We start from the raw sequence: 14,119 nt of genomic DNA on the forward strand, positions 1-14,119 counted from the left end.
CCGTCAGCAACCCCATCCAGCAGTCACACAGTCCGTCACACAAGCCGCAATTCTGTCGGTCGAACCAAGTAGAGTGATCACGTGAAGTCAGCCAATCCCGTTCGCAGCGATCTGCGCCTGTTTACCTCGGAATCCGTCACCGAAGGCCACCCCGACAAGATCTGCGACCAGATCAGCGACGCCATCCTGGACGCGATGCTTCGGAAGGACCCGAAGTCCCGGGTCGCCGTCGAGACCCTCGTGACCACGGGGCTGGTGCACGTCGCCGGCGAGGTCACCACCGAGGCGTACGTCGAAATCCCCGAACTGGTCCGCCAGACGCTCCTGAACATCGGTTACGACTCATCTGCGAACGGGTTCGACGGCGCACGCTGCGGCGTCTCGGTGTCCATCGGGCAGCAGTCGCCGGAAATTGCCAGCGGAGTGTTCAACTCGCTGGAGAACCGCCAGGGAACCAGCGCGGACCCCTACGACGCGCAGGGCGCAGGCGACCAGGGGATCATGTTCGGCTATGCCAGCGACGAGACCGCCGTGCTGATGCCCACCCCGATCTGGCTGGCCCACCGGCTGTCCGAGCGCCTGACTACCGTCCGGAAGGACGGCACCCTGGACTACCTCCGGCCTGACGGCAAGACCCAGGTGACCATCGGATACGACGGCGATGTGCCCGTCTCCGTGGACTCGGTGGTCGTCTCCTCCCAGCACGCGCAGGGCGTCAACCTCGACGAGTTGCGCGCCGACCTTGTGACCCACGTGATCGATCCTGTGCTGGCGGCATCGGAGCTGGACATCAGCAATGTGCGCCACATCCTCAACCCAGGCGGCGACTTCGTCATCGGCGGCCCCGTGGGCGATGCGGGCCTGACCGGACGCAAGATCATTGTCGACACCTACGGCGGAATGGCCCGGCACGGCGGAGGCGCCTTCAGCGGCAAGGACCCGTCCAAGGTTGACCGTTCAGCGGCCTATGCCATGCGTTGGGTTGCCAAGAACGTGGTTGCGGCCGGCCTGGCCAAGCGCGCCGAGATCCAGATCGCCTACGCGATCGGAATGGCCCAGCCCGTGGGCATCTACGTGGAGACCTTCGGCACCGAGACGGTTGACCCTGCCGCCATCGGCGCCGCCATCCGCGAAGTCTTCGATCTGCGTCCGCTCGGCATCATCAACGCTCTGGACCTGCTGCGGCCGATCTACCAGAAGACCGCCGCGCACGGCCACTTCGGCCGCGAGGACGTCGGCTTCAACTGGGAACTGACCGACCGTGTGGACAAGTTGCGGAGCTATTTCAACGCCTAGCACGCGCCCGCCCGGCAACGGCAACGGGGACACTTCCGGCGGACGCGCGACCCGGCAGCACCCCGGCGCCACCCCGCGTTCGTCGACTGCCGGTACCCCGCCTTCGTCGACTGCCGGTACCGTCGGCGATCACGGGGCGGTTCAGCTGTCGCTGCTGCAGGGATTCCCGGCGGCACCACGGGCCGCCGGGGCGCCGGTGCCCGCCGGAGAGTTGCCGGTGGCGCAGGTCCTGCTCGATTCTCCGCTGGCGCACCTGGACCGGGTGTTTGACTATGCCGTCCCCGAGGAGCTGGCGGACTCCGCCCAACCCGGGGTCCGGGTCAAGGTGCGCTTCAGCGGTAGGGAGTTCACCGGATTCATCGTCGCCCGGGCGGCCACCACCGACAGCACCACCCGGCTCCTGCCCCTCGGCAAGGTCCTCTCCGCGCAGCCCGTCCTCACTCCCGAGGTGCTGGCCCTAGGCCGTGCCGTCGCCGCCCGGTATGCCGGGACCGTCAGCGATATCCTCAAGGTCGCCATCCCGCCGCGGATGGCGCGGGTGGACGCGGGCTTCGATGAAACGGTCGCCGAACAGCCGGTCGCCGACGAGCCGGAGCATGACGAGAAGCCCAGCCCTGCAGGTGACAACGATCCAGGGCAGCCCTCCGCACCGCTGCTGACCCGCTATGGCAACGGTGCCAGCTTCCTCAGGCATCTGGCAGCGGGGCACAGCCCCCGGGCGGTCCTCACCAGCCTGGGAGGGTACGGCGCACGGGACTGGCCCGCAGAAATCGCTGAGGCGGTCGCCACTGTGTGGCATGCCGGCCGGGGCGCCGTCGTCGTCGTCCCCGACCAGCGGGACCTGGCTCGGGTTGAAGCCGCCCTGGCGCTGCGGCTGGGCTCCGACAACATGGTGCGGCTGACCGCTGAGGACGGGCCGACTCCGCGGTACCGCAACTTCCTGAAACTTCTGCACGGGCAGGTACGGGTGGCGGTCGGCACCCGGTCGGCTGCCTACGCACCGGTGCAGGACCTGGGGCTGGTCTGCATCTGGGACGACGGCGACGACCTGCACCAGGAGCAACGGGCGCCCTACCAGCATGCCCGCGAAGTGTTGCTGCTCCGGGCAGAGCTCCAGGGCTGCGCCGCGCTGCTCGCAGCCGGATCGCAAAGCACCGAGGCGCACCGGCTGGTGGCTACTGGCTGGGCGCAGTCGGTCGCCGCGGACCGGGCCGAGGTCCGGCGCAGCAGCCCGCGGGTACTCCACACCGGGGACGAGTTCCAGACGGCCCGCGATCCACTGGCGGCCCGCGCACGGATCCCGCACGCAGCGTGGAAGGCTGCCTCCGACGGGCTGGCCCGGGGGCCGGTGCTCCTGCAGGTGGCACGGACCGGATTCTCACCGGCACTGGCTTGCGAGGACTGCCGGGAACCGGCCCGCTGTACCGTGTGTACCGGCCCGCTGGCCCAGACCGGGCGGGGCGGACCTCCCGGGTGCCGCTGGTGCGGACGGCCTGACCCACGGTGGGCCTGCGCCAACTGCGGAAGCCACCGGTTACGTGCGACAGTCGCCGGTGCCATTCGGACCGCCGAAGAGTTGGGGCGCGCCTTTCCCGGGGCGACGGTCTATTCCTCTGCCGGCGAGCACATCCTGGACTCAGTACCCGACCGTCCAGCCGTCGTCGTCGCCACGCCCGGGGCTGAGCCGCTCGCCCCGAACGGCTACGCGGCGGTGATCCTCCTGGACGGGTCGACGATGCTGTCCCGGGAATCCCTCCGGGCTGGGGAGGACACCCTGCGGCGCTGGTTTACCGCATCGCTGCTCGCGCGCCCCGCGAGCGACGGCGGCCTGGTGGTCATCACCGCTGATGATTCCACTGCGGTGGGTCACCTGGTGCGCTGGGATCCGCAGGGCGCTGCCGGGCGGGAGTTGTCCACCCGGACCGAACTGGGTTTGCCGCCCGCCGTCCGCTTCGCCGCCCTGACCGGGTCCCGGGAAGCTCTGACCGCGTTCACGGCCGACCTCGATCCGGCCCTGCCCCTTCGCACCGTGGGCCCCATGCCGGTTGCACCGCAGCCGGGCCGCGCCCCGGGGGGACGTCAGGGCGGACCCGGGGTGCGCCGCGACGCAGCCGAGACGCAGACCTCCAGCGCTGACCAGCAGCGGCTACTGGTGTTCTTCAGCTACCGCAGTGCACCGGCGGCGACCGCCTGGCTGAAGGCCCGCAAGGCGTCATTGTCAGCGAAGGGGACGTCCGAACCGGTCCACATCCGCTGTGATGCCGCGGACCTGATCTAGTAGCGGACCCGATCTAGGGCAGCCACTTCGCGAGCACCGAGACCTGCGATCTTTCGTAGCCAAGGTGCTCGTAGAACCTGATCACCTGCTCGTTCGACTCCCGCACCATCAGGTGGACCTTGACGGCTCCTCGTTCGGCGAGCCACCGTTCGCTGGCTGCCATCATCGTCCGGCCGAGCCCGGAGGTCCGGCGCCCGGGCTCCACCGCAACGTAGTAGACCCAGCCCCGGTGCCCGTCGTGGCCCACCATCGCGGTCGCAGCGAGCCGGTCCTGGACAACACACGCCAGGACCGTGGACGCCGGCCCGACCAAGGAGCGGCGGATGTCCTCGAGCGGATCATTCCACGGCCGGGTCAACCCGGTCACCTCCCATAGGGCCGCTGCCTCGCCATAGCGATCAGGGGTCAGCGGGCCCACGTTCCAGTCAGTTCTTTCGGCAGGGGCCGTCGGGACGTCCCCGGACGTCGGGACCGCGCCTGCCGCAGGGTCGTTGCCAGCCGTCGGGAAAGCATCAGCCGTCGGGTCGTTGCCAGCCGTCACTGGCGCCGGAGTAGTCGGCCGAGGCCTGAGCGGCCCGCGTGTTCGACGGTGGCGATGGCGGCAGCCTCAAGCAGCTGGTCGGCTGAGCGGTCCCAGGAGTAGGAGCCTGCCTGCGCCTTGCCGGCATGCGAGGCCGCGTCCCACCGGTCAGGTGCGGCGAGGGTCTTTACCGCTGCGGTGAACGCCGAGGGGTCGTCGGGGTCCACATACAGCGCGGCGTCGCCACCGACCTCCCTGAAGATCTGCGTGTTGGCGGCAATCACGGGGGTCCCGGCCGCCATCGCCTCGATCACCGGCAGGCCATAGCCCTCGGCCCGCGAGAGTGTCACCAAAGCCGCCGCGGACCGCAGCAGCTCCTGGTACCGCTCGTCGGTCACGCCGTTGTGGAAGATGACCCGCTGGCCCGGCGGGATCAACCGCTCCAACTCTGTCCGCCGGTCATCGGTGATCCGGCTGAGCAGATGCAGCGTGTACCCGTCGAGACCATTCGTGCCCGCCACCAGGGTCTCGACGTTCTTGTAGGGCATGAAGGACCCCATGTAGAGGAGGTCCTTGCCGGGTGGGACCCCCTCGGGGCGGACCTCGGTGTCCGCCTGGGGAGCGTTGCTCACAAGCCGGACCGGACGACTGGTCAGCCGGTGCTCCTGCATCAGCCCCCGGGTGGTCTCCGAGATGGTGGCGACGACGTCGGCCCGGTTCAGCAGCAGGCGCTGCGGCCAGTAGGCAAGGTGGTAGAGCCGCCACAGCGCGCGGACCGGCCAGGGCAGGAAACCGGGTGGCTGGGGGTTCTGGTAATAGATCAGGTCATGCAGGGTGAGCACCAACGGGTACTTTCGTCCCCAGCTCCCCATGGTCTGCATCGGGCAGATCACGACGTCGGGCGCCAGTTGGTTGATTGTCGAGGCCACGAACAGTTCCCGGGGGGAGAGCGGCGAAGTGATCAGGACGGAGGGGACAGCGGGCAGGAGGGCAAGCTGTCTGGGGTCGGAAACGAGCATCGCCACGTCGGCCCGTTCTGCCACGGCGGCAATGAGGCTGGCACCATACCGGCTGATGCCGTCATGGTGGTCGAGGCGGGTGAACCGCGCATCAAACAGGATCCTCATTCGTGTGTCCCTCCCAGGAAACTCTCAATCAAGCGGGCCGCTACGTGGGGGGTCTCATAGTGCACCAGGTGGCCCACCCCGTCGATGATTTCGAGCCGCGCGTGTGGGATCAGGCCGGCAAGTGCATGCTGTCCGGCGACCGAGCCGAGGTCGTCCTTCTCGGCAGCGATCAGCAGAACGGGCATGGCGAGCCGCGCCGCACTGTCTCTGACCGTTCCCGTAATGGACGCCTGGAACGCTTCGAGCAGGACCCGGCGGCTGGCGTACTTGCTGAAGTAGCTGATGTGCTGGCCGTGAATGTACTTCCGGAGTGCCCGGTCCCGGGTCTTCGCCATCATTGAACTCATGCCGAGCACAATGAGTGGATTCCCCAGCAGTGCCACTCCCAACCGCTCCGGGAGCGCAGCGCCGACCCGGTAGTACAGTGCGGCCGCTGTGGAGGCCAGCCGGTTGGAACCTTCCAACGCAGGCTCACAGATGGGATTAATCAGGATCAGGGCGGCAATCGCGGAGGGATGGTCTGCTGCCCACCGGGACGCGACGATCGACCCGAAGGAGTGGCCGAGCAGTACCGTGTCGGAGCCCAATCCGAGCTCCGCAAGGCTGAAACCGACAAACCGCGCGTACGCGTCGACGTCGTGCACGCCCTCCAGAGCCTCGGATTGGCCGAAACCGGGAAGGTCCGGCACCACAACCCGGTGCGTGGGCAGTTCCTCGATGATGCGGAGCAACCCGTGGTGGTCACCCCTGAAACCATGCACCATGAAGATTGTCGGCGAAGCGCCGCCGACGGCCAGGGACGGGAAGATCCAGTAGCGTTGAGCCGCTCGGAGATAGGTCATGGTCACCACCGAGGCCTGGCGGCGCACAGTTATCGGGGAAGGCACCAGCTAGTTCACCTTGTCCGGATGGGAACCGAACCGGGTGTCCCGTTCGAGCCCGCGGATTGCCGCGAGCTGCCCGGGAGTGAGCTCGAACCCGAAGATGTCGAGGTTGCCGGCGATCCGGGCCCGGGTGCTCGCCTTGGGGATGACCAGATTGCCGGATTGCACGTGCCAGCGCAGTACCACCTGGGCTGGCGTCCGGTCGAGGTCGGTGGCGATCCCACCGATCACCGGGTCAGCCAGGATGGCTCCCCGGCCGAGGGGGCTCCACGCCTGGGTGCGGATCCCGTGGGCGTCATGGAACTGCCGCAGCTCATCCTGTTGCAGGTACGGGTGCAGCTCGATCTGGTTCACGGCAGGAATTACCCCGGTCTCCGCCAGCAGTCGCTGCAGCTGGGTGACCTGGAAGTTTGACACCCCGATGGCCCGTACCCGCCCGTCGTGGTAGAGCTGTTCCAGGGCGCGGAAGGTGTCAACGTACTGGTCCTTGTCGGGGCAGGGCCAGTGGATCAGGTAAAGGTCGACGTCGTCCAGGCCGAGTGCCTGCTGGGAAGCGTCGAACGCGCGGAGCGTCGCATCGTAGCCGTGGTTGTCGTTCCACAGCTTGGTGGTGACAAAGACGTCGTCGCGTTCCAGCCAGCCGTCGCCGACGGCATTCGTGACCGCCCGGCCCACCCCCGCCTCGTTGCCGTACATGGCGGCGGTGTCGATCGTCCGGTACCCCACTTCGAGGGCCTGGGCGCAGAGGTCGGCCGTCGTCTCGGGCGGCACCTTGTACACACCGTAGCCAACCTGGTCGATCTGTACCCCGTTGTTGAGCGCGATTTTCGGTGCCTTATGCATACCTCGACAATACCGAAGGGGCTCTGGCTCAGCGGGACCCGCCGTGCACCAGCCGTCGCGCCGACCCTTCGTCGAGGATGAGGTCCGTGGCCAGCCCAGCGGCCAGCGCCCCGCGCAACCCGTTGATCTTGGTTTCCCCCGACACTACGCAGATGCGCCGTCGTACCTGCCGGAGCAGATCCAACTCAGGGCCGGTGCTCCGCTGGTTGAGGAGGAGGTCGCTGTGGGTGCCGTCGGCGCGGAAGAACATGGTCGCGACGTCGCCCACCACCTGGTGCTCGTCCAGCGCACGCAGGTCGTCGTCGTCCAGGTATCCACCGGAGTAGACGTGGCTGGGAATGTTGGCGTCGATGGAGCCGACCCCGAAGATGGCCATGGTCATCCGGCGTTGCAGGTCGAGGATTCGCAGGACACTGCGTTCGGCCCACATGGCCGTTTTGGTTTCTGCGTGGTCGAAGAAGGCCGGTACGGGGAACTGCTCCACCCGGGCGCCGTAGGCCTGGCCGAACCGGCGCAGGATCTCGCTGGCGTAGGTGATCCCGGTGGTCTGGGTGTTGCCGGCGCCGTTCAGCTGCACGATGGTGCTGTCATGGGTGACCTTGCGGGTCAGGTGATGGCTGACCGCGCTGAGGGTGGACCCCCAGGCGACGCCGATGATGGCGTTCGAATCGACCAGCGGCCCAATGGTCCGCGCCGCCTGGATCGCCACCCGGTCCAGCACCTCCGAGTCGCTGACGATGTCGGTGACCGGAACCACGTGGGCCTCCACACCGAACTGTCGCCGGATCTGTTGCTCAAGGGACGGTGCCCGCTGCAGCGGATTGTTGACCTGGATCTGCACGAGCCCCGTGTCCCGGGCCATCGACAGTAGCCGGGAAACAGTCGATCGGGAGGTCCTCAGCTCCCGGGCGATGGCGTTCATGGTCAGGTCCTGCAGGTAATACATCTGGGCTGCCCGCAGCGCGTCCCCGCTCCGTGAACGCTTCAAGTCCTCAGCGGAAGATTGTGCAGCGGGGTCGGGCCTTTCAGCCTCGGGTCGAACGTTCATAGCCAAATCCTCCGTCACATCTGCACGTATGTGCATCACCATTGACTATTATTCCCAGCATTTCAAGAATAGGTGGAACGGCTGCGGATCCAGTGCAGCGTGCAGACTGTTGAGGAGAATGTTTTGGCTGAGTCCGCTACCGGCAAAGGTGCCACAAGCACACCCGCTGAGCGAGCAGGGGTGACACGCCTCAGGGAGACCCCCCGCGCGTCTGTCCTCATCATTGGTGGCGGCATCAACGGCGTAGGCACCTTCCGCGACCTTGCGCTGCAGGGCGTCGACGTCGCGCTCGTAGAGCGGGGAGATTACTGCCAGGGCGCGTCGGGGGCGTCATCCCACATGATCCACGGCGGGATCCGGTACCTCGAAAACGGTGAGTTCCGGCTGGTCCGCGAATCAGTGGTCGAGCGGAACGCCCTCCTGAAAACCGCACCCCACTATGTCAAGCCCCTCCAGACCACCATCCCCATTTTCAGCACCTTCTCGGGCATCCTGGCGGCGCCGCTGCGTTTCCTCACCCACCGCCAGCATGGCCAGCCCCGCGAACGCGGTGCCTTCCTGATCAAGGTTGGCCTGACCATGTACGACTGGTTTTCCCGCGACGGCGGAGCCGTGCCTCGCCACACGTTCGCCGGCCGCAAAGCTTCCCTCGCCCAGCTCCCGGATCTGCGCCCTGACGTGCGCTACACGGCCACCTACTTCGACGCGTCGGTTCACAACCCCGAGCGGATGACCCTCGACGTGCTCCGCGACGGCCTCGCCGCCAATCCAGAGGCGCGGGCCAGCAACTATGTCAGCGCGATCGGGCGCGACGGCGAGTCGGTGCTCCTCCGCGACGAACTGACCGGCGAGGAATTCACCTTCGCAGCCGACGTCGTCGTGAACGCAACCGGCGCCTGGGTGGACGGTACCAACGGCGCACTGGGCGAACGCAGCACCTTCATGGGCGGCACCAAGGGCTCCCACATTGTGCTCGACCACCCGGAATTGCTCGCCGCCTGCGCGGGCCGCGAGATCTTCTTCGAACACACGGACGGCCGCATTGTTCTGGTCTACCCGATCGGCGACCGGGTACTGGTCGGCACCACCGACATCGACACCGATGTGGACGAGCCCGCTGTGTGCACGCCCGAGGAAGTCGACTACTTCATCGAACTGATCGGGCACGTCTTCCCGGCCATCACCGTCCAGCACGACCACGTCGTCTACAGCTTCTCCGGGGTCCGCCCGCTGCCACGGCACGACGACACCCAGCCCGGCTTCGTGTCACGCGACTACCGGATCGAGAAGCGCCAGGACAGCACCGGCACCAAGCCGGTGACCACGCTCAGCCTGGTCGGCGGCAAGTGGACCACCTTCCGCGCCCTCTCGGAGCACATGACCAACGATGTGCTCGAGATCCTGGGAAAACGACGGACGACGACGACGGCGGGGCTCGCCATCGGCGGCGGCCAGGGATTCCCCCGGACGCCGTCCGCGGAGAAAGCCTGGGTGAGCGCTCATGTGGAGCCGGGACTTTCAGCTGAGCGAGTCGAGGTGCTGCTGACCCGTTACGGGACCCGCGCCGTCGATGTCATCGAGTACCTGCGTGCGGGGGAGGACCGTCAGTTCTCCTCCACCCGTGAGTTGAGCCAGCGGGAGCTGGAGTACATGGTCGCGCACGAGCAGGTGGGGCACCTGGCTGATGTTCTGATCCGCCGGACGTCGATCGCCTTCCGGGGATTGGTGACCGGTGAGTTGCTTCACGAGCTTGCGGAAACGCTGGCCCCGCTGCTGGGCTGGAGCGTCGAAAAAGTGTCGGCTGAGGTAGAACTGGCTGAGCAGGTGCTGCTTCAGTGGCATAACGTTCAGGTCGAAGATTTGGTGGCGTAGCCGCTGTCAGGCACGCAACCATTGCCGCTCCCGGAGCGGATGCAGGACCAACGGCAGCTGTTGCCGGGGGGAGCAAGAGAGCCACAGCCGCAGGCTGGGTTCGCTAAAAATGAATAATTAAAGGAGTCAAAGATGTCTCTGGAAGCATTCGTTGCCGAAATGTTCGGCACCATGCTGCTGTTGCTGCTAGGTACAGGTGTCGTTGCCAACGTCGCGCTGGCCGGTACCAAGGGCAATAATGGCGGATTCTTGATGGTGAACTTCGGTTGGGGGCTCGGCGTCTTCGCCGGTGTCTATGTGGCTGCGCTCTCCGGCGCCCACCTGAACCCGGCCGTGACGGTCGGCCTGCTGGTCAACTCTGATGTTGCGACGCTCGGCCCCGATATCGACAAGACCTTCGTCAACGTGCTGGCCTATTTCGCCGCCCAGCTGATCGGCGCCATGCTTGGCGCCTTCCTCTGCTGGCTGGCATACAAGCAGCACTTCGATGCTGAGCCCGACCCCGCCAACAAGCTGGGCGTGTTCTCTACCGGTCCGGCCATCCGGTCCAATGCCTGGAACCTGGTCACCGAGGTCATCGGCACGTTCGTCCTGGTGTTCGTGGTCATTTCGTTCGCAGGGACGCCCTCGGGCCTCGGCCCATTGGCTGTCGCTCTGCTCGTTGTGGGTATCGGTGCATCCCTCGGTGGTCCCACCGGCTACGCCATCAACCCTGCGCGTGACCTCGGTCCCAGGATCGTCCACGCCTTGCTGCCCATCAAGGGTAAGGGTGGCAGCGACTGGGGCTACTCCTGGGTGCCAGTGGTTGGCCCCCTCGTTGGTGGCGTTCTCGGCGGCCTCGTCGCCATGTTGATAACCTTCCCGGCTGTCACCGGCTAACAATCAGTACACCCCGGCAGCTCGGTCCTTCTACCGCGCAGGCTGGGACTATTCACGACGGAAATACTCAAAGAGGAGCACTACATGTCGAAGTACGTCATCGCAATCGATCAGGGCACCACCTCCAGCCGGGCCATTGTCTTCGATCACAGTGGGGACATCGTGTCCTCAGGCCAGAAGGAACACGAGCAGATTTTCCCGAAGGCCGGCTGGGTTGAGCACGACCCGATGGAAATCTGGAACAACACTCGGGAGGTCATCGGCAACGCGCTGTCGAAGGCGAACCTGACACGGCACGATATTGCCGCCGTCGGCATCACCAATCAGCGTGAGACTGCAGTGGTCTGGGACAAGAACACCGGCCAGCCTGTCTACAACGCCATTGTCTGGCAGGACACACGGACCCAGTCCATCGTCGACGAACTCGCGGCCGATGGGGGAGTGGAGCGGTTCAAGCAGAAGGTCGGCCTGCCGCTGGCCACCTACTTCTCGGGCACCAAGATCAAATGGATCCTGGACAACGTCGACGGGGCGCGGGCGAAGGCGGAGGCCGGCGACCTGCTCTTCGGTAACACCGACTCGTGGGTCACCTGGAACCTCACCGGCGGCACCGACGGCGGCGTGCACATCACCGACGTCACCAACGCCTCCCGGACCATGTTCATGGATCTTGAGACCCTGTCCTGGGACGATGGAATCCTTGAGGCATTTGGAGTGCCACGTTCGATGATGCCGGAGATCAAGTCATCGTCCGAGGTCTATGGCACCGTCCACACATCCCAGCTGCTGCGCGAGGTGCCGGTGGCGGGCATCCTCGGTGACCAGCAGGCGGCGACCTTCGGCCAGGCCGCGTTCGAGAAGGGCGGCGCCAAGAACACCTACGGCACCGGTAACTTCATGATCGTCAACACCGGCGAGGAGATCGTCCACTCCAAGAACGGTCTGTTGACCACCGTCTGCTACAAGCTCGGCGATGCCAAGCCCGTCTACGCCCTCGAAGGTTCGATCGCGGTGACCGGGTCGCTGATCCAGTGGCTGCGCGACAACCTGGGCATCATCAAAACGGCTCCCGAGGTGGAGCAGCTGGCCGAGACCGTTGAAGATAACGGAGGCGTCTACATCGTGCCGGCGTTCTCCGGCTTGTTTGCCCCTTACTGGCGCGGCGAAGCCCGCGGCGCCATCGTGGGACTCACTCGCTTTGTGAACAAGGGTCACATTGCCCGTGCCGCGCTTGAGGCCACGGCGTTCCAGACCCGCGAGGTCCTGGATGCCGCGAACGCAGACTCGGGTGTGGACATGGAGGACCTGCGGGTCGACGGCGGCATGGTCGCCAACGATGCGCTGATGCAGTTCCAGTCCGACATCCTCGGCATTCCGGTGATCCGCCCGAAGGTCACCGAAACCACCGCCCTCGGCGCGGCTTACGCAGCCGGTCTGGCCGTCGGGTTCTGGAAGGACACCGACGAGCTGGCAACCAACTGGGCCGAAGACAAGCGCTGGACGCCTTCAATGGACGAAGGAGAGCGGGACCGCCAGTTGCGCCTCTGGAAGAAGGCTGTCACGCGCACGTTCGACTGGGTCGACGAGGACGTGAAGTAGGTCTAGCTTCACCTGTGGTTGCTTGACCACTTGTGCAAGACCAGCAGGTATCTGCGACACATCAGGTATCTGCATCACAGCAGGGGCGGCGGCTATCCGGAAGGATGGTCGCCGCCCCCTGCTGCGTGTTCGGGGTGAGTGCTTGGGGCTGCACCTTCCCGAGCGTTGTCTGGATCGGTGGATGTCACGTCCCGCCCACAGAGGAAGGGCCCGCGCATGTGCTGGTCTCATTCCGCCGCGACGGGTGAAGCTCGGTGTCTGTTCGGATATCCGGCGGGGTCGTTCAGGAGTGAGGGTGGAACTTCGGGTGGGCAAAGAGCCACGTGCTTGTCCTGGGAGCCATGGGGTGGAAGAGATGTACAGCGCCGAGTGGATGTCCCATGCCGTGCACCCGCAACACTCCAGTACAGAGTGTCTGGCTCAGGACTCTAAAAGGGTGGCGGGTCGTCTGGTGGTGCCGGTGGTGGGTCTGGTCGGGTGAGGTAGGTTTCGCCCATGGGTGAGATGGCGATGATCATTCCGGGTTCGGGTTGTCGGTAGTGCCAGTAGCCTTCGGATTTGAGTTTGTGGTGGCGTTTACACAGTGCTGCGAGGTTGCCGTAGCTGGTTTTCCCGCCTTGTGACCAGGGTGTGGTGTGGTCGAGTTCGCAGAATACCGCCAACCGGTTACACCCCGGGTGCCGGCAGGTCCGGTCTCTGACCCGGACCGCGTCTTGGAGGTCTTGGGGGACCCGGTAGGTGGTGGCGTCGGCGCCGAGTCTGGCTCCGGTGATGGGGTGGGTGAGGATTCTGGTGAATGATGGTGCGTGCCCGGCGAGTTTCCTGGCGGTGTCGGGGTCGATCGGGCCGTACCCTTCGAGTTCCCCCGGTACATCTCCGCCGAGGAGGGTCATCACGGGGACGGTGACGAATACTTTCGCCTGCACACCCCAGTAGGCACCTGCACCACCACGGCTGACCAACTCACCCGCTGCATCGGCACCGTCGGCGGTGGCGCCGGCGCTGGTGAGGACGTCGGTGAGGACGTCGGCGCGGAGCTGGGTGAGGGTGCGGGGTTCGTCGGGGCCTTGTAATGCGCGGGCGGCGGTGTCGACGCGGTGGAAGATCCCGGCGGCCTGATCGACCGGGAGGTAGGCTTCGAGCCAGGCCATCCCGTCGTAGGAAGGGGTCAAGTACACCCCGCGTTCCTTCACGGCTCTCTTGTGTCTGGTGGTGATCGTTTCGGGGTGGAGTTTTTCCCGGAGCCGGTTCGCCTGCTGCCGAAACTTCACCACGGTCGTCAGGGACGCCATTTCGATCAGCCGGTCCTCGAAGGCGGCGGTGACCGTCGGGTCGGTGTCGGGGATGCTGGTGGCTTCCTCCACCACGGCCCAGGCGTGCCGCCGGCTGAGTTTCCCGGCCTCCAACGCTTCCAGGGTGGCCGGGTAGTACCGGGTCAACAGGGTGCTGTGCTCGACCAGGAACCCCGCCGTCCGGTCCGGCAGGTGCAACGCCGCCCCAACCTCACTAGCGGTGAGGGTTGCTTCGTAACCCCAACCTCGGGGGTCGTGGCGGGTTTGTTCGGTTTGCAGGTTCAGGACCCGGGTAACAATCTTGGCTTCCTGCGCGTCCAGCCAGGACCGTGCTTCGTCGATGTCTTTCAACGTGTCCAACGCCTGACAGGCATCCAAACCACCCACCGCCGCCAGTTGAAGCTGCCCAGTCAGTGCGGGAGGCTCGCTACTGGAACGGACCCGTTCATCCGGGTCGCCTCCCAGGTGAAAGGAACCCCAC

General features: G+C 66.1%; 11 protein-coding genes. 5 read left to right on the forward strand and 6 right to left on the reverse strand.

Annotation, left to right across the window (positions count from 1 at the left end; all coding sequences use genetic code 11):
* Nucleotides 1-81: 81 nt before the first annotated feature.
* Both metK and H4V95_RS08270 read left to right on the forward strand, forming a co-directional pair.
* Nucleotides 82-1,296 (forward strand): methionine adenosyltransferase, encoded by a 1,215-nt coding sequence (gene metK / locus H4V95_RS08265; RefSeq protein ID WP_209729819.1) that lies wholly within the window; start codon nt 82-84, stop codon nt 1,294-1,296.
* The gene (locus tag H4V95_RS08270; protein WP_312883975.1) at nt 1,262-3,574 is read left to right on the forward strand and encodes a primosomal protein N'; all 2,313 of its coding nucleotides are present in this window, start codon (nt 1,262-1,264) and stop codon (nt 3,572-3,574) included. Before metK ends, H4V95_RS08270 begins: the two co-directional genes overlap by 35 nt.
* A 13-nt stretch (nt 3,575-3,587) precedes the next feature.
* Here H4V95_RS08270 and H4V95_RS08275 read toward each other — a convergent pair whose 3' ends face one another.
* Genes H4V95_RS08275 through H4V95_RS08295 form a run of 5 tightly spaced genes read right to left on the reverse strand, consistent with a single transcriptional unit; the run spans nt 3,588 to nt 7,936 of the window.
* Nucleotides 3,588-4,115, reverse strand: coding sequence for a GNAT family acetyltransferase (locus H4V95_RS08275; RefSeq protein ID WP_312883976.1), 528 nt, complete (start codon nt 4,113-4,115; stop codon nt 3,588-3,590).
* Nucleotides 4,112-5,221: a glycosyltransferase family 1 protein gene (locus H4V95_RS08280; protein WP_209729821.1), complete on the reverse strand. Its 1,110-nt coding sequence runs from the start codon at nt 5,219-5,221 to the stop codon at nt 4,112-4,114. The genes H4V95_RS08275 and H4V95_RS08280 overlap by 4 nt, the downstream gene beginning before the upstream one ends.
* A complete protein-coding gene (locus H4V95_RS08285) occupies nt 5,218-6,108 on the reverse strand; it encodes an alpha/beta hydrolase (RefSeq protein ID WP_312883978.1) in 891 nt (296 codons plus the stop codon). Before H4V95_RS08285 ends, H4V95_RS08280 begins: the two co-directional genes overlap by 4 nt.
* Nucleotides 6,109-6,111: 3 nt before the next feature.
* Nucleotides 6,112-6,948 carry an aldo/keto reductase gene (locus H4V95_RS08290; RefSeq protein WP_209729823.1) on the reverse strand — a complete coding sequence of 279 codons (837 nt, stop codon included), beginning with the start codon at nt 6,946-6,948 and terminating at the stop codon, nt 6,112-6,114.
* Nucleotides 6,949-6,976: 28 nt separating this feature from the next.
* On the reverse strand, nt 6,977-7,936 hold the full coding sequence (locus tag H4V95_RS08295; protein ID WP_196866226.1) for a sugar-binding transcriptional regulator: 960 nt from the start codon (nt 7,934-7,936) through the stop codon (nt 6,977-6,979).
* A gap of 183 nt (nt 7,937-8,119) precedes the next feature.
* Between H4V95_RS08295 and H4V95_RS08300 the strand changes: the two genes are divergently transcribed.
* The 3 genes from H4V95_RS08300 to glpK all read left to right on the forward strand — a co-directional run bounded on the left by H4V95_RS08300 (nt 8,120) and on the right by glpK (nt 12,346).
* Nucleotides 8,120-9,868, forward strand: a complete 1,749-nt coding sequence (locus H4V95_RS08300; RefSeq protein WP_245345626.1) for a glycerol-3-phosphate dehydrogenase/oxidase — start codon at nt 8,120-8,122, stop codon at nt 9,866-9,868.
* A gap of 132 nt (nt 9,869-10,000) precedes the next feature.
* Complete coding sequence (locus H4V95_RS08305) at nt 10,001-10,747, forward strand: MIP/aquaporin family protein (protein WP_196866175.1); 747 nt, start codon at nt 10,001-10,003, stop codon at nt 10,745-10,747.
* An 84-nt stretch (nt 10,748-10,831) separates the two neighbouring features.
* Nucleotides 10,832-12,346 (forward strand): glycerol kinase GlpK, encoded by a 1,515-nt coding sequence (gene glpK, locus H4V95_RS08310; protein WP_196866174.1) that lies wholly within the window; start codon nt 10,832-10,834, stop codon nt 12,344-12,346.
* 428 nt (nt 12,347-12,774) lie between these two features.
* On the opposite strand, the gene H4V95_RS08315 is transcribed toward glpK, so the two are convergent.
* Complete coding sequence (locus H4V95_RS08315) at nt 12,775-14,025, reverse strand: DUF222 domain-containing protein (protein WP_312883979.1); 1,251 nt, start codon at nt 14,023-14,025, stop codon at nt 12,775-12,777.
* Between the last annotated feature and the right edge of the window lie 94 nt (nt 14,026-14,119).

Source organism: Arthrobacter sp. CAN_C5, assembly GCF_017875735.1.
Taxonomy (GTDB): Bacteria; Actinomycetota; Actinomycetes; order Actinomycetales; family Micrococcaceae; genus Arthrobacter_D.